Origin of the sequence: Rhizobium sp. P38BS-XIX (assembly GCF_012641435.1) — a bacterium.
Classification (GTDB): Bacteria; Pseudomonadota; Alphaproteobacteria; order Rhizobiales; family Rhizobiaceae; genus Rhizobium.
Genome location: NZ_JABAIJ010000001.1, coordinates 1,143,104 through 1,158,886, shown reverse-complemented (window position 1 = coordinate 1,158,886; position 15,783 = coordinate 1,143,104). Strand labels below are relative to the sequence as shown.

Here is a 15,783-nt window from a genome sequence, read left to right as displayed (position 1 = left end):
CCAACGTAACAATGGGAGCGAGTGGCGCATGGACGCCCGCGAGATGAAGATTGAGGCCGCGAGGGCGGCCCTGACTTATGTCGAAAGCGGCATGCGGCTGGGGATCGGCACGGGCAGCACCGCGGAGGAATTTGTTCGCCTGCTTGCCGAAAAGGTGGCATCCGGCCTGTCTATCGAGGGCGTTCCGACGTCGGAGAGAACGGCGAAACTCTGCAACGAACTCGGTGTGCCGCTCAAAACCCTGGATGAGCTTCCCGAACTTGATCTGACCATTGACGGCGCCGATGAAGTCGACGGCGCATTGACATTGATCAAGGGTGGCGGCGGTGCTTTGCTGCGTGAAAAGATCGTCGCGGCCTCGTCAGCCCGAATGATCGTGATCGCGGACGAAAGCAAGATCGTTCAGACGCTTGGCACATTCGCGCTGCCGATCGAGGTCAATCCTTTCGGTCTTGCTTCGACGCGTATTCTCATCGAGAAGGCTGCCTCGCGTCTCGGCCTTTCCGGGCCTCTCAACCTGCGGCTTGCCGGTGGCAAGACCTTTGTCACTGACGGTGGACATTTTATCATTGATGCATCTTTCGGCCGCATTCCTGATGCAGAGGCGCTGTCGGATGAGCTCAATTCGATTCCCGGAGTTGTCGAACACGGGCTCTTTATCAATATGGCGACATTAGCGATTATCGCCGGCCCCGCCGGTGCGCGTACGTTGCGGGCGAACAATACATAGGAGCACTCATCTCATGATCAAATTTGCGGGTCTTGGCCGTCTTGCCGCTGCAACCATTCTTCTTTCCGGCATGGCGTTCGGTTCTGCCAACGCTCAGGAAATTTCCGAGGATCAGATCAAGGCTGCGCGCGCTGCGATCAACGCTATGGGCATCACCAACCAGTTCGACAACATCCTGCCGAACCTTGCCGAGCAGTTGAAGAGCACGATGATCCAGGCCAACCCGAACTTCGGCAATGCGATCAACTCTTCCGTCGATGCCACCGCTCTCGCACTTGCTCCGCGCCGTGCAGATCTCGAGCGCGAGGCTGCGACCACCTATGCCAAGACCTTCACGGTCGATGAGCTCAAGGCCATCGCTGATTTCTATAACTCGCCGGCCGGCAAGAAGCTGATCAAGGATAGCCCGCTCGCCAACCGCGAACTCTACAAGTCTGCCGATATCTGGGGTCAGGGCATTTCCCGCGATCTCGCCAAGCAGAGCAGCGACGCTCTCCAGAAGATCGTCAAGCAGCCGGTCGTCATGCCGGATGGCGGCGCTGCTGCCCAGCAGGCTGCACCGAAGCAGTAAGACGCAATTTGCGACCCTTACCCCAGGACGGTTCCAACGTTTTGGCGGTGCGCGGTCAACGCTGGCAAATTCGAAGCCCGGACATCTTTCCGGGCTTTTCTTTTTGTGTCGCGGCTTCCTATATGAATGCCGATCCCCAATAGCGCTTTGAGCGCGCTTCCATTTCGACAGGAGCCACCCATGCCTTCGTTTGATTTCGACCTCTTCGTGATTGGCGGCGGTTCCGGCGGCGTGCGCAGTGCCCGCGTGGCCAGTTCGCTCGGTAAGAAGGTCGGCATTGCCGAAGAATATCGCTATGGCGGCACCTGCGTCATCCGCGGCTGTGTGCCGAAGAAGCTGTTCGTCTACGCCTCGCAATATAGCGAGCATTTCGAAGATGCGGCCGGCTACGGCTGGACCGTCGGCGAGAGCAGCTTCGACTGGAAGAAGCTGATTGCGGCGAAGGACAAGGAAATCGCCCGTCTGGAAGGCCTCTATCGTAAGGGGCTCGACAATGCCAAGGCAGAGATTTTCGATACCCGCGCGGAGCTGGTGGATGCGCACACGATCAAGCTTCTAAAGACCGGCCAGACGGTGACGGCGGAAACCATCGTCATCGCGACCGGTGGCACGCCGAACCTTCATACGGCGCTGCCGGGGCATGAGCTCTGCATTTCCTCCAATGAAGCTTTTCACCTGGAGGAGCTGCCGAAGTCCATCCTGATCGCCGGCGGCGGTTATATCGCGGTCGAATTCGCCAACGTGTTTCACGGCCTCGGTGTCGAGACGACGCTGATCTATCGCGGTGCCGAAATCCTGTCGCGCTTCGATCACGACCTGCGCAAGGGCCTGCATGAGGCGATGGAGGAGAAGGGCATCCGCATTCTCTGCCACGACATCATCGAAAGCGTCGAGAAGACGGAAAATGGCCTCAGCGTTCGTACCAAGAACGACAAGTCCCTGAACGTCGATACCGTCATGCTGGCGCTTGGCCGCACGCCGAATACCGACAAACTTGGGCTGGAGGCTGCCGGCGTCGCCGTCAACGATCAGGGTGCGATCGTCGTCGACGAATATTCGCGCACGTCCGTGCCGAACATCTTCGCCCTCGGCGACGTCACCGATCGGGTACAGCTGACGCCCGTCGCCATTCATGAGGCCATATGCTTCATCGAGACGGTCTACAAGAACAATCCGACGCGGCCGGATCACGAGCTCATCGCGACGGCCGTCTTCTCGCAGCCCGAAATCGGCACGGTCGGTCTGACAGAAGAAGATGCGGCCAAGCGTTATCCGGAGCTTGAGGTGTATCGCGCCCAGTTCCGGCCGATGAAGGCGACGCTCTCCGGTCGCACGGAGAAGATGCTGATGAAGCTGATCGTCAATGCTGCCGATCGCAAGGTGGTCGGCGCGCATATTCTCGGCCATGACGCCGGTGAAATGGCGCAGATTCTCGGCATTACGCTGAAGGCCGGCTGCACCAAGGACGATTTCGATCGCACCATGGCGGTCCATCCGACCGCTGCGGAAGAGTTGGTGACGATGTATTCTCCGAGCTATCGGATCCGCAACGGCGAGCGCGTGTAACGCGCTCGACTGGGGCAGGCATCGTCTGCGCCACAAAAGATCGGCACAGTAGTTTGCCCGCCTTTGCAAGCGGGCGGCAAAGGTTTATAAGCGCGCGTTATTTTCGACGACGGGACGCCCGGCAAAAGACCGGGCGCACAAGCAGGTGAGTGAGATGGCACAGAATTGGACACCGAGCAGTTGGCGGCAGAAACCGATCCAGCAGGTGCCGGAATTTCCGGACAAGGCAGCGCTGGCAGATACCGAAGCGCAGCTGGCAAGCTATCCGCCGCTCGTTTTTGCCGGTGAAGCTCGCCGTCTCAAGGCTCATCTGGCCAATGTTGCGGAAGGCAACGGCTTTCTGCTGCAGGGTGGCGATTGCGCCGAAAGCTTTGCCGAGCATGGCGCTGACACGATCCGCGACTTCTTCCGTGCCTTCCTGCAGATGGCTGTGGTCCTGACCTTCGGCGCGCAGCTGCCGGTGGTCAAGGTCGGCCGTATCGCCGGTCAGTTCGCCAAGCCGCGCTCGTCGAACATCGAGACGCAGAATGGTGTTTCGCTGCCGAGCTATCGCGGCGACATTATCAACGGCATCGACTTCAACAGCGATTCACGCATTCCCAACCCGGAGCGTCAGATGATGGCTTATCGCCAGTCTGCCGCGACGTTGAACCTCTTGCGCGCCTTCGCCATGGGTGGCTACGCCAACCTGGAAAACGTGCAGAAATGGATGCTCGGCTTCGTCAAGGACAGCCCGCAGGGCGAGCGCTACCGCAAGCTTGCCGATCGTATCGGCGAGACGATGGATTTCATGCGCGCGATCGGCATTACCGCCGAGACCAACCCGAACCTGCGCGAAACCGATTTCTTCACCAGCCATGAAGCGTTGCTGCTCGGCTATGAAGAAGCCTTCACCCGCGTCGACTCCACGACCGGCGACTGGTACGCGACCTCGGGCCACATGCTCTGGATCGGCGACCGCACGCGCCAGGCCGACCACGCACATGTCGAGTATTTCCGCGGCATCAAGAACCCGATCGGATTGAAGTGCGGTCCTTCGCTTCAGGCAGATGATCTCATCAATCTGATCGACATCCTGAACCCGGAAAACGAAGCCGGTCGTCTGACCCTGATCTGCCGCTTCGGCCACGACAAGGTTGCGGACAACCTGCCGCGTCTCATTCGTGCCGTCGAAAAGGAAGGCCGTAAGGTCGTCTGGTCCTGCGATCCGATGCATGGCAACACGATTACGCTCAACAACTACAAGACGCGTCCGTTCGAGCGCATCCTGTCGGAAGTCGAAAGCTTCTTCCAGATTCACCGCGCCGAAGGCACGCATCCGGGCGGCATCCACATCGAGATGACCGGCAAGGATGTGACCGAATGCACGGGCGGCGCGCGCGCCGTCGGCGCCGAAGATCTGCAGGATCGCTACCACACTCATTGCGATCCGCGCCTCAATGCCGATCAGGCGCTCGAACTGGCCTTCCTGCTCGCCGAACGCATGAAGGGCGGCCGCGACGAGAAGCGCCTGCGCGCTCACGGCTGAGCCAAGTCGCAGCAAGATGTCAGAAACGGGTCGGCCTTCCAGCCGGCCCGTTTTGCATTTGAGGTGCCATGATCAATCCCGCTGAACGGCGCTTCATTTCTTTGAGATTGACCTGGCCCAGCTTCTCGGGAAAGTCTTCCTGAAATGGGGAGACATCATGACCGCAGACCATACAGGAGCCTGCCTTTGCGGCAGCGTACGTTTCAGGACGCATGGCAAATTGCGAGAGGTCGTGGCGTGCCACTGTTCGCAATGCCGCAAGCAAACCGGTCTCTATTATGCGGCCACCAACGTGCCGATCGCCAACCTTGCCATAGAGGGCGAGGATTTCATCACCTGGTATCGCGCCAGCACATTTGCGCGCCGCGGCTTCTGCAAGACCTGCGGTTCGGCACTGTTTTGGGCGGCTGACGGGGAGGACGAGATATCGATTATGGCCGGGCTGTTCGACCAGCCGAGCGGCATGGAGATTGCCTATCACATCTTCTGCGCGGATAAGGGCGACTATTACGAAATCACCGATGGGCTGCCGCAATACCGACAAGGCCGCCCCGGATTGGCGACGGCGGGATCGTCGGACTGATCGTCACGCGCTGCCTTTTTCGGCAACCTGCCTCGTCAGGTTGGCAAGTTCTTCCCGGACAAGCGCAAGCTCCTTGAGCACCTGCATGTCTATCTTCTGATGAAGAGACAGAACTTCGAGTTCGGCCTTCAGATTGACCTCGTAGTCCTTGGCGGCCTCGAAGCGATCTCGCTCGGTTTGTCGGTTCTGCGACATCATGATGATCGGCGCCTGGATGGCGGCGAGCATGGAGAGCACGAGATTGAGGAAGATGAAGGGATAGGGGTCGAAGGCGCGGGTGACGAGAATGACCGTGTTGATGACGCACCAGAAGACCAGGAACAGCAAAAAGCCGATGATGAAGGACCAGGAGCCGCCGACGCGGGCAATGCCGTCAGCGAGCCGTTCGCCGAAAGATGAATTGGCGGAGAAGGCGGCGTTGATATCGGTCGAGACGATCTTGCGCTCATGCGCTTTCCGGAGCACGCGCTTCTCGGTCTCACCAAGTTGGTCGGCCGTCTTGTCAAAATGCAGATGTACGAAATTGGGAAGATTATACATGGAGGGCTCCGGGGCTTAATACCTTTGGTCGCCAAGTATTCGATCGCCCGGCTAGAAAGCAATGTGAAAGCCTGCAAACACACCGGTCTTAGTCCAGCGGATTCCGACAAGCTTTCACGCTCCTGCGCTTCCGGCGGTAGTTCGTCCTTCAGCTGCCCTGGTTGATCAGCCTTGCATGGGACGGGAAAAAGCGCTCCACACCGTATTCGCGCCCGAACATGGCATCATGCTGCAGATAGCGGTAGTCGCGAACCAGCGGGTCGAGATCCAGCTCCTTGCGCGCCCAATCCGGGAAGGCCTGATTGTCGCGCGTCGCCAACTGATAGCGGTCGACGATGTTGTACTTCTTCTGAACGCGACCGAGGAAGCCGGTGTAGAACGGATGCTCATACCCGGCCGCTTTCAGGACCTGATAGGGCAGCTGTGACGGGCTGATCGTGCCGATATCCTTCCGCACGCCCTTCTTGCTCGACCAGACGACCAGCGGGGTTTCGTGTTCCCGCTTCATGACATCAAGGGGCGCCTTACGAGTTGCGACCTGTTGCGGCATGTAACCGGTATTCGGATAGACGCTGCCGAGCGGCGGCAGATGATCGCCCCAAAGGACAATGATGGTCTCGCGATTGCGCTTTTCGGCCCAATCCATCAGCATTTTCAGGCTGTCGTCGGCCTCGCGAACACCTTGGGCATAGGTGGCGAGCGCTGCACGATCTTCGTCGCTGAGATTTCCGCCGACATCGATGGTGTTCTGGGCGTAGCGATTGGCTTCGTAGGGGCCGTGTCCCTGGAGGGTGACAGCGAAGAAAAAGAATGGACGATCGGTGCCGTCGCCTTCGCGCATGATCTCCTTCATCAGGGAATCGTCGGAGGCGAACATGCCGCGCTTCTCGATGCCGGGAATGGTCTCTTCGGTATGAAACTCCTCGAAACCAAAAGCCTTATAGACTTCGTTGCGGTTCCAGAACCAGCCGCTGAACGGATGCAAGGCACGGGCCGCATAGCCTTCGCCGCGGAAGAAGGTGGCGAGCGACGGCATGGGGCGGCGCACATATTGCTGATAGGGAATGCTGCCATAGGGCAGGAAGGCATTGGAAAAGCCCGTCAGCGCCTCGAATTCCACATTGGCGGTCATGCCGCCGAATTCGGGTGAAAAGACATATCCGGATTGCCGAGCCCGGATCGTCGGCATCGGATCGGGCGTGAAGCTTACGTTGGAAAGCCGGGTCGGATCCCAGAAGGACTCGCTCATCAGCATGATCACGTCCGGCTTCTCGCGCGGTCCGGAAAGATAACCGTAGTTTCTCGACGGGATGGCATCGATGGCGTCGGAGCCATAGCCGGCCGGCGATTTGACATCGGCCATGGGCAAGTTCAGCGAGAAGGCGATGATGAAGCCGTTGTAGCTGTAATTCTCCTTCTGATCCCAGACGATCGGGATAATGCGCAACTTCTCGCGGATGAAGGAGTATTGCGTGGGATCCATCTGCGAAACAAAGAGCGCCGCAAGCGGCAGACAGATCGAAAGCCTCGTCACACGCGCTGTTTGCGACAGCCTTGCGGCATGGCGCCAAGCGTACCGCCCGAAAAATGCGACAGCGACCGCTGCGGCAATGATACCGATAGAAAGTGCCACCGCAGTCCACGGCCGCTCACGCACCATGACGGGCATCAATTCCATGATCTGTCGTGCAAACAGGAAATCAGAAGGGTAGAGCGGGTCCGACAGATAATTCTGCTTCTGGCTGGAGATGAAGGCGGGCACCAGAAGCAACGGCGCGACGATCAGGAGGGACAGATGTGCTCGGCCGAATACGGCGTCGCCAGTCAGCATCGCCAGCACGATGATTCCAACAGTGGTGAACCCCGGGCGAGAAAGCGAAAAAAGATAGGGAAAGACGCTGGAAAGCTCGCCGCGCGCAATCCATTCCACCATGACGACCAGTAAAGCAGCGATCAACAAGGTCAGCGCAAGGCTCAAAAACTGACGAAGCAGGGCGGAATGCTGCCTTGCCGCGCCGATCTTCTGGAATAGCGCGAGCCTGCCCGCTAAGGCGGAACCGATGACCAGATCGACCAAGGATGTCTCCAAATGCGACAAGACGTTCATATAATTGTCATGTTTCTGTCATGAACGGCTGATGAACCGCAAGGCAGGCTTGGTATTTTTCCGGATAAAAATACCGCCTATACGGGTGTCGCGATCTTTGATGCGTGCTGGAGGACGAAGGCGGTTGCGGAAGAATGACGCCGTCGCTAAATGTATGGCATGACAGAGCAAAGCCAAATTACCCACACGATCCGCATTGCGGTTGCGCAGCTCAATCCGACGGTTGGCGACATCTCCGGCAACCTTGCCAAGGCGCGCGAGGCGCGCTCAGAGGCGGCGCGCGAAGGCGCGCAGATCGTCCTGCTGACGGAGCTGTTCATTTCCGGCTACCCGCCGGAAGATCTTGTGCTCAAACCAGCATTCCTGCGCTCCTGCTGGAACGCGGTGGAAAGTCTGGCTGCAGAGACCGCCGATGGTGGCCCCGGTGTCATTATCGGTTTCCCTCGACAGGATGAGACCGGCCGCTACAATTCGGTCGCCGTGCTTGATGGCGGCAAGGTCATCGCGGTCCGTGACAAGGTGGATCTGCCGAATTACGGCGAATTCGACGAGAAGCGCGTTTTCGATCAGGGCGCCATGCCGGGCCCGGTCAATTTCCGCGGCGTTCGGCTGGGTATCCCGATTTGCGAGGACATCTGGGGTGAACTTGGCGTTTGCGAAACGCTTGCCGAAAGCGGCGCTGAAATCCTGCTGTCGCCGAATGGCTCGCCCTACTATCGCGGCAAGGTCGATATCCGTCATCAGGTTGTGTTGAAGCAAGTCATCGAGACGGGCTTGCCGATGATCTATGCCGCCCAGCTCGGCGGCCAGGACGAGCTGGTTTTCGATGGCGCGAGCTTCGGTTTCAATGCCGATAAGACGCTGGCATTCCAGATGAGTCAGTTCGAGACCGCGCTGACGGTTACGACCTGGAAGAAGAATGCCGATGGCTGGCACTGCGCGGAGGGGCCGAAGGCGCACATTCCGGAAGGCGAGGAGGCTGACTACCGCGCCTGCCTGCTGGGCTTCCGCGACTATGTGAACAAGAACGGCTTCAAGTCGGTCGTGCTCGGCCTTTCCGGCGGCATCGACTCGGCGATCTGCGCGGCGATTGCGGTCGATGCGCTCGGTGAAGAGCGCGTGCGCACCGTCATGCTGCCTTATCGCTATACCTCGCAGGATTCGCTGAAGGATGCGGCCGATTGCGCCAAGGCGCTTGGTTGCCGCTACGATATCGTGCCGATCGAGGATCCAGTCACCGGCTTCACCGCTGCTCTGTCCGACCTGTTCGAAGGGACGGAAACCGGCATCACCGAGGAAAACCTGCAGAGCCGTGCTCGCGGCACGATCCTGATGGCGATCTCGAACAAATTCGGTTCAATGGTGGTGACGACGGGCAACAAGTCGGAAATGTCCGTCGGATACGCCACGCTCTACGGCGACATGAACGGTGGCTTCAACCCTATCAAGGATCTCTACAAGATGCAGGTCTATGCCATCTCGCGTTGGCGCAACCTGCATGTGCCGCCAGGGGCGCTCGGTCCATCGGGCGAGGTGATCCCTTACAACATCATCGACAAGGCGCCGTCGGCTGAGCTGAGGCCGAACCAGACGGACCAGGATTCGTTGCCGCCCTATCCGGCGCTGGACGATATCCTCGAGTGCCTCGTCGAGAAAGAAATGTCGGTCGAGGAGATCGTGGCGCGTGGTCACGATGTCGCGACGGTGCATCGCATCGAGCATCTGCTCTATCTCGCCGAATACAAGCGCCGTCAGTCGGCACCGGGCGTGAAGATCACCAAGAAGAATTTCGGCCGCGACCGCCGCTACCCGATCACCAATCGGTTCCGCGATCGCTGATCACGCCTCCGACACAGGAAGAAGACGAATGCGAAGCTCGGTCGAGATCTACAACATCCGCACCGGTGAGAACCGGGTTGTCTGGCAGACTGACGAGCTCGTCGAGGCGCCGAATTATTCGCCAGATGGGCGCTACCTGCTGCTGAATGGCGACGGACTTCTCTATCGGCTGCCGCTCGACGTGAGCGGTGGCATCGTGCGCATCGATACCGGCTTTGCGACGCGATGCAACAACGACCACGGCATCTCGCCCGACGGCTCGCTGATCGCCATTTCCGACAAGGTGGAGCATGGCAAGGCCTGCATTTATGTTCTGCCCGCGGAAGGCGGAACGCCGCGACAGGTGACGACCAATCTGCCCTCCTACTGGCATGGCTGGTCGCCGGACGGTCAGCGTTTCTCCTATTGCGGCATCCGCAACGATGTCTTCGATATCTACACGATCTCGATCGATGGCGGCGAGGAGACGCGTCTGACGCATGGCGAGGGCCGGAATGACGGCCCCGATTTTTCGGCCGACGGGCAGTGGATCTACTTCAATTCCAGCCGCACCGGCCTGATGCAGATCTGGCGTATTCATCCCGACGGCACCGGCCTGGAGCAGGTCACGCACGACAATTACGGCAACTGGTTTGCGCATCCGTCACCCAAGAATGACAAGGTCGTGCTGATTTCCTACGATCCCGACGTCTTCGATCACCCCCGCGATCTCAATGTGCGCATGCGGCTGATGGATATGGACGGCAGCAATATCACGACACTGTTCGAACTCTTCGGCGGGCAGGGATCGATCAATGTGCCGAACTGGTCACCGGATGGTGATGCCTTCGCCTACGTCCGTTACGAACCCGTTTGACACCTCTGGACAGATTGCAACCGACGCTATAGATCTGGATGTGTTCTCAGGGCACATCCGATCCGCGGGAAGGGCAAGGCCCACCTGAAGCATGTAGAATAGACTGCCACACCTCTTTTCAGTCTGTGGGCGCGGATACCGGACGTAAATGGAAGGAGGTCTATTTTGACCACGCGCTCTCTGGCGGCTGACGCCACAATCGATTCCCTGAAAAAGCAGGCCAAGACGTTTCTCAAGGCCTTTCAAGCTGGCGATGCTTCGGCACGCGGCCGCGTTGCACCCTATTTTTCCGATAGCGCCGACGTTGGATTGCAGGACATTCAGCTCGTTCTCGCCCGTGAATTCGGTTTCTCCAGCTGGACGAAGCTCAAAGTGCATCTGGAGAGCGGCAACCGCAGGCAGGTTCCGCGCGATCAGCTCGCCAACCGCTTCCTGTCGCTGGTGACGGTTTCCTACTTCGGCAATATCGCCGCCGATCCCGCGCGGTTCAATGAAGCGCGGGAACTGCTTGAAGCGCATCCGGAGATTGCTGCAGAAAGCATCCACGTTGCCGCAGCGCTTGGTGATGCTGATGGCGTCGGGCGTTGGCTGGATCGCCAACCGCAGCTTCTGGATCGCAAGGGTGGCCCTTACGATTGGTCGCCGCTGATGTATGCCGCGTATTCACGTCTTCCCGGCCGATCCAGTCTGCCGGCCGCACGCGAGCTTGTGAGGCGCAGCGCTGATGTGAATGCGTTTTTCCTCGATAATGGTCAGTATCGATTTACCGTACTCACCGGCGTCTTCGCAGAAGGCGAGGCGGGCAAGGAGCGCCAGCCGCCACATCCGGACTGCGAAGCATTCGCGCGTCTGCTGCTGGATGCTGGAGCTGAAGCCAATGACAGCCAGGCGCTCTACAATCGTATGTTCGAGCCTAACGATACCTGCCTGAAATTGCTCTTGGAGTACGGTCTTACTGCGCGGGATCGAAACAATTGGCTGGTTCGCGAGGATGGTCAGTTCGTCGCGAATTCGCAGACCGTTTTCGACTATCAGCTCGCCTGGGCGCTGGAACACCGCATGGGTGAGCGGGTGCGCCTTCTGGTCGAGCACGGCGCCGACGTTCAGAAGGTTGTCAATGGACGTACGCCTTACGAGTGGGCGCGGCTCGGGGGTGACACCGAACTGGCGGACTATCTTGTTGGGAAAGGCGCTGTCGCCGTCCGGCTTAAGCCGGAGGACGAGTTCTATATCGCCGTTTTGAACAAGGGCATTTCGCTCAAGGCGCTGCTTGCCATGAAACCGTCCAGTGACATTCTTGCGGCAATGCAAAAAGCTCATCCCGCGATGCTGCATGAAGCCGCCGGCGAAAACGATATCGATGGTGTGAGCCGGATGCTGGCGCTGGGGCTCGATGTCAACGCGATAACTAGTCGTACGCCGCTGCACGAGGCGGCGCTGCATGGGCATATCGAGATGGCAGGATTGCTGATTGAGCACGGGGCCGATACGACCATCCGCGATCCGTATTTCTATGCACCGGCAATCGGTTGGGCCGATTATAACGGCAAGACCGACATGGTCGAACTGCTGAAGGCCCATCCGCTCGATGTCTTCGCCGCCGCCGCCTTTGGCGAGGTGCAAGAGCTACTCAAACGTCTCGATATCAATCCCGAACAGCTGGAGATCCGATTTGGTGATTTCCGCCCTCGTGGGCAGCCAAGCGCCGATCGCGACTGGATGACACCTCTCGGCTTTGCGATCATCAATCGGCGTGTCGATGTAGTGCGGCTGTTGCTGGAGCGCGGCGGCAATCGGGCAGTCAGAGATGCGTCAGGACGATCGTATCGTGACCTGGCGCAGGAAGCGGGGGACGAGACCATCGCTTCCCTGTTGCGCGAGCCTATTGTGTCGGCTGCGGGCCACCATCCTTCGGATGCTTGAGATCGATGCTGCCCTGGTCGGTCGCAAGAAATTGCGGTCCGACTTGGCGCACCTTATTGGCCGAAGGGTCATAAGGTCTGTCGGGCGGGAATTGCTGCGGCTGGATCTGCGTCACGGCCGGGGCATTTGCGCTCGGCGTCTGCTTCGGTGTGATGCTGGAATTTTTCTGCAGCTTCGGCGTCTCGATGACCGTAATCGAGCTTTCGGGTTGAGCAAGTCCCTGCTGTTCCGGCGCGTAGGCGTCGAGCTTCGTGCGAGTGTCGATAACGATGTCGGGGGTTGCCGATGCCGGCAGGCTGCAGCCGTTGCGCTGCATCGTATCCAGCAACTGTCGGCGCTGCATGGCAACGGCATCGACGCGGCTGACGCTGTCTTCACGCTGATCCATCAGGATCGAGAGATCGTGACGCATCTGGTCGAGCGATCCTCTCATATCGTCGCAGACGCCTTCATTGTCCTGCCCGATGATCACCATGCTGCTATCTTCGACGCAGCCCTGATTTCGCAACTCGCTCATCGTGCGGCGGATCAGCAAATTCTGCTGCACGATGGCGCGCGAGAGCTGGCGCGTTTCCTGGCTCGCGCCAATGACCTGATTGATATCGACAAAATGGCCGCGTAACCCGTCGCAAAGATCGGCCTGCGCAAAGGTCGGTGTGGCCGTCATCAGGGACAGCAAGGCGATGGAAGCGTGTTTGATGCCGCGGTTCACGGATGTGCTCTCGAAAGCGGTTCGACTTCGCTGAAGCCTATATCTTCCAGCTTAACAACGTATCCATCAAAACGCATGGATTTCGAGAGGAATTTTATGAAATTGCAGGTCGCAGCCGCCGAAGCGGCTGCGATTGTGTTGGTCAAGCGACCTCGGATGCTTCGACGACAGCGAGAGCCGCCATATTGACCACGCCACGCGACGTAACCGACGGCGAGAGGATATGCGCCGGAAGGGCAGTGCCGAGCAGGATCGGGCCGACATGCAGGCCGTCTGTCATGGTCTTGACCACGCCGAGCGTGATGTTGGCGGCATCGAGGTTCGGGAAGACGAGCAGGTTTGCCTCGCCGGAGAGCGTGCTGTCGGGCATGACATGCCGGCGCAGGCTTTCGGAGATGGCGCTGTCACCATGCATTTCGCCGTCGACTTCCAATTCCGGCGCCGCCTGCCGAACAAGAGCGAGCGCGTTGCGCATCTTGGTCGCGCTTTCGGATTCCCGGGACCCGAAGTTCGAATGCGAGACGAGGGCGGCCCGCGGCGTGATGCCGAAGCGCTTGATTTCCTCGGCAGCCAGCACCGTAGACTCCGCGATTTCCTCGGCGGTCGGGTTAAACGTCACGTAGGTATCGGCATAGAAGGTGGCGCCGCGCTGCGAAATCAGCAGGCTCAGAGCGGAGAAATCCCGAACGTCGGGTCGCTTGCCGATGATCTGTCGAACGATGCGCAGATGGCGCTCGTAGCGGCCTTCGAGGCCGCAGATGAGCGCATCGGCTTCGCCACGCTTCAGAGCCAGCGCGCCGATGACGGTTGCGTTCGTACGAACGATCGTGCGTGCGGCTTCAGGGATAACGCCGGCGCGGCCGACGAGCGAGAAATAGAGATCGACATATTCGCGGAAGCGCGGATCGTCTTCCGGATTGATGACGGCGAAATCCGTATGCGGGCGGATCTTCAGGCCATAGCGCTTTAGACGCGTCTCGATGACGGAGGGACGGCCGATCAGGATCGGCGTTGCCGTGCCTTCTTCAAGCAGGACCTGGGCTGCGCGCAGCACGCGCTCGTCTTCGCCTTCGGAGAAGACCACACGCTTGCGATCTGCGATCTTGGCCGCCGCGAAAATCGGCTTCATGATGAAGCCGGAGCGGAACACGAAGCGGTTCAGCTCGTCCATATAGGCGTCGAAGTCGGTGATCGGACGCAGCGCCACGCCGCTTTCGGCTGCGGCCTTCGCAACGGCCGGCGCGATACGCAGGATCAGGCGCGGATCGAACGGCGAGGGGATCAGGTAGTTCGGCCCGAAGACGGGCGTTTCTCCCGAATAGGCGCGGGCGGCGACATCGGAAGGTTCTTCGCGAGCAAGCGAGGCGATGGCGCGCACGGCGGCCATCTTCATTTCCTCGTTGATCGTCTTTGCGCCGCAATCGAGCGCGCCGCGGAAGATGTAGGGGAAGCAGAGAACGTTATTGACCTGGTTCGGGAAGTCCGAACGGCCGGTGCAAATCATGGCGTCGGGACGAGCCGCGCGGGCGAGGTCAGGCATGATTTCCGGCGTCGGGTTTGCGAGCGCCATGATCAGCGGCTTCTCAGCCATCTGCTCGAGAAGTTCGGGCTTCAGAACACCGGCGGCCGACAGGCCGAGGAAGACGTCGGCACCGGGAATGGATTCGGCGAGAACGCGCTTGTCGCTGTCCTGGGCGTAGACGGACTTCCACTCGTCCATGAGGACGTTGCGGTCCTTGTAGACCAGACCTTCGATATCGTGGACCCAGATGTTCTCGCGCTTGGCGCCCAGGATGACCAGCAGGTTGAGACAGGCCAGCGCGGCAGCACCGGCGCCCGATGCGACGATCTTGACGTCCTCGATCTTCTTGCCGGCAAGTTCCAGGCCGTTGAGAATGGCAGCGGCGACGATGATGGCGGTGCCATGCTGATCGTCATGGAACACCGGGATTTCCATCTTCTCGCGCAGGCGTCGCTCGACATCGAAGCACTCCGGCGCCTTGATGTCTTCGAGATTGATGCCGCCGAAGGTCGGTTCCAGCGCCGAGATCGTATTGACCATCTCATCGACGGTCGGAGCGTCGACTTCGATGTCGAACACATCGATGCCGGCGAATTTCTTGAAGAGAACGGCCTTGCCTTCCATGACCGGCTTGGAGGCGAGCGGCCCGATATTGCCGAGACCGAGAACGGCCGAACCGTTGGAAATGACGGCGACGAGATTGGCGCGGGACGTATAGTCCGCGGCCGTCTCGGGGTTGTCGCGAATAGCGATGCAGGGCGCGGCAACGCCGGGCGAATAGGCAAGGGCCAGATCGCGCTGGTTGCCGAGCGGCTTTGTCGCCTGGATTTCCAGCTTGCCGGGGCGGGGATAGCGGTGGAAATAGAGCGCCTGTTCGTCGAAGTTTCCGCTCGCCATGTTCTTGGCTGCCTTAGAAGTATCGTTCGTATCCATCTCGCGGTCTCCATTCCTGCCTGCGCTTGCGCCTCGAGTCCCTCCATACATCAATCGTTTGGCGTTCACAGTATGCAATTGGCGTCACGGACCGTTTTTGTCGTGACAAAGTCTTGATTGCTGGGCCGCGGGTTTGCGGGATTGATCGCGGCGCCGACGTTTGCAGACGAAAGCGACCGGGCGGGGCAGGCAAAGCATGGCCTTGGTGTCGCCGGTTTTCCGCGCGATGGTCCGCGCCGTCACCATCGCGGCCAAACGCGGTTGAACAGGTCCGATATGCCTTCGGGCACAGGATTTGTCATCTTCCTGCAACACGAGTCTGGTTTTGGAATAACCAAGGTAGGATAGGGCACGGACGATAGAGTTCGTGGAT

General features: G+C 59.6%; 12 protein-coding genes. 8 read left to right on the top strand and 4 right to left on the bottom strand.

Annotation, left to right across the window (positions count from 1 at the left end):
* Positions 1-28: 28 nt before the first annotated feature.
* The 5 genes from rpiA (at position 29) to HGP17_RS05590 (ending at position 4,978) form a co-directional block, all read left to right on the top strand.
* Positions 29-730: a ribose-5-phosphate isomerase RpiA gene (rpiA, locus tag HGP17_RS05610; RefSeq protein ID WP_168806677.1), complete on the top strand. Its 702-nt coding sequence runs from the start codon at positions 29-31 to the stop codon at positions 728-730.
* 13 nt (positions 731-743) lie between these two features.
* The gene (locus HGP17_RS05605) at positions 744-1,301 is read left to right on the top strand and encodes a DUF2059 domain-containing protein (RefSeq protein WP_168806675.1); all 558 of its coding nucleotides are present in this window, start codon (positions 744-746) and stop codon (positions 1,299-1,301) included.
* A 180-nt stretch (positions 1,302-1,481) separates the two neighbouring features.
* Positions 1,482-2,867, top strand: a complete 1,386-nt coding sequence (gor, locus tag HGP17_RS05600) for a glutathione-disulfide reductase (RefSeq protein ID WP_168806673.1) — start codon at positions 1,482-1,484, stop codon at positions 2,865-2,867.
* Positions 2,868-3,021: 154 nt separating this feature from the next.
* Positions 3,022-4,395 carry a 3-deoxy-7-phosphoheptulonate synthase class II gene (locus tag HGP17_RS05595; RefSeq protein ID WP_168806671.1) on the top strand — a complete coding sequence of 458 codons (1,374 nt, stop codon included), beginning with the start codon at positions 3,022-3,024 and terminating at the stop codon, positions 4,393-4,395.
* Between the two features lie 157 nt (positions 4,396-4,552).
* Positions 4,553-4,978: a GFA family protein gene (locus tag HGP17_RS05590; protein WP_168806669.1), complete on the top strand. Its 426-nt coding sequence runs from the start codon at positions 4,553-4,555 to the stop codon at positions 4,976-4,978.
* Between the two features lie 3 nt (positions 4,979-4,981).
* Here the strand turns inward: HGP17_RS05590 and HGP17_RS05585 are convergent, their stop codons facing one another.
* Together HGP17_RS05585 and HGP17_RS05580 are read right to left on the bottom strand one after the other, a co-directional pair.
* On the bottom strand, positions 4,982-5,518 hold the full coding sequence (locus tag HGP17_RS05585) for a DUF1003 domain-containing protein (protein ID WP_168806667.1): 537 nt from the start codon (positions 5,516-5,518) through the stop codon (positions 4,982-4,984).
* Positions 5,519-5,666: 148 nt separating this feature from the next.
* Positions 5,667-7,625 (bottom strand): LTA synthase family protein, encoded by a 1,959-nt coding sequence (locus tag HGP17_RS05580; protein ID WP_168806665.1) that lies wholly within the window; start codon positions 7,623-7,625, stop codon positions 5,667-5,669.
* 159 nt (positions 7,626-7,784) lie between these two features.
* Between HGP17_RS05580 and HGP17_RS05575 the strand changes: the two genes are divergently transcribed.
* The 3 genes from HGP17_RS05575 to HGP17_RS05565 all read left to right on the top strand — a co-directional run bounded on the left by HGP17_RS05575 (position 7,785) and on the right by HGP17_RS05565 (position 12,243).
* Positions 7,785-9,464: an NAD+ synthase gene (locus HGP17_RS05575; protein ID WP_168806663.1), complete on the top strand. Its 1,680-nt coding sequence runs from the start codon at positions 7,785-7,787 to the stop codon at positions 9,462-9,464.
* A 28-nt stretch (positions 9,465-9,492) separates the two neighbouring features.
* On the top strand, positions 9,493-10,320 hold the full coding sequence (locus HGP17_RS05570; RefSeq protein ID WP_168806661.1) for a PD40 domain-containing protein: 828 nt from the start codon (positions 9,493-9,495) through the stop codon (positions 10,318-10,320).
* 165 nt (positions 10,321-10,485) lie between these two features.
* A complete protein-coding gene (locus HGP17_RS05565) occupies positions 10,486-12,243 on the top strand; it encodes an ankyrin repeat domain-containing protein (protein ID WP_168806659.1) in 1,758 nt (585 codons plus the stop codon).
* Here the strand turns inward: HGP17_RS05565 and HGP17_RS05560 are convergent.
* Together HGP17_RS05560 and HGP17_RS05555 are read right to left on the bottom strand one after the other, a co-directional pair.
* On the bottom strand, positions 12,203-12,955 hold the full coding sequence (locus HGP17_RS05560) for a hypothetical protein (RefSeq protein WP_168806657.1): 753 nt from the start codon (positions 12,953-12,955) through the stop codon (positions 12,203-12,205). The two genes, HGP17_RS05565 and HGP17_RS05560, sit on opposite strands and share 41 nt — an antisense overlap.
* A 142-nt stretch (positions 12,956-13,097) precedes the next feature.
* Positions 13,098-15,410 (bottom strand): NADP-dependent malic enzyme, encoded by a 2,313-nt coding sequence (locus HGP17_RS05555; protein WP_168806656.1) that lies wholly within the window; start codon positions 15,408-15,410, stop codon positions 13,098-13,100.
* Between the last annotated feature and the right edge of the window lie 373 nt (positions 15,411-15,783).

Coding starts and splice junctions, on each gene's coding strand:
- rpiA (WP_168806677.1), top strand. CDS start 29: ATGGACGCCCGCGAGATGAAGATTGAGGCCGCGAGGGCGGCCCTGACT.
- HGP17_RS05605 (WP_168806675.1), top strand. CDS start 744: ATGATCAAATTTGCGGGTCTTGGCCGTCTTGCCGCTGCAACCATTCTT.
- gor (WP_168806673.1), top strand. CDS start 1,482: ATGCCTTCGTTTGATTTCGACCTCTTCGTGATTGGCGGCGGTTCCGGC.
- HGP17_RS05595 (WP_168806671.1), top strand. CDS start 3,022: ATGGCACAGAATTGGACACCGAGCAGTTGGCGGCAGAAACCGATCCAG.
- HGP17_RS05590 (WP_168806669.1), top strand. CDS start 4,553: ATGACCGCAGACCATACAGGAGCCTGCCTTTGCGGCAGCGTACGTTTC.
- HGP17_RS05585 (WP_168806667.1), bottom strand. CDS start 5,518: ATGTATAATCTTCCCAATTTCGTACATCTGCATTTTGACAAGACGGCC.
- HGP17_RS05580 (WP_168806665.1), bottom strand. CDS start 7,625: ATGAACGTCTTGTCGCATTTGGAGACATCCTTGGTCGATCTGGTCATC.
- HGP17_RS05575 (WP_168806663.1), top strand. CDS start 7,785: ATGACAGAGCAAAGCCAAATTACCCACACGATCCGCATTGCGGTTGCG.
- HGP17_RS05570 (WP_168806661.1), top strand. CDS start 9,493: ATGCGAAGCTCGGTCGAGATCTACAACATCCGCACCGGTGAGAACCGG.
- HGP17_RS05555 (WP_168806656.1), bottom strand. CDS start 15,410: ATGGATACGAACGATACTTCTAAGGCAGCCAAGAACATGGCGAGCGGA.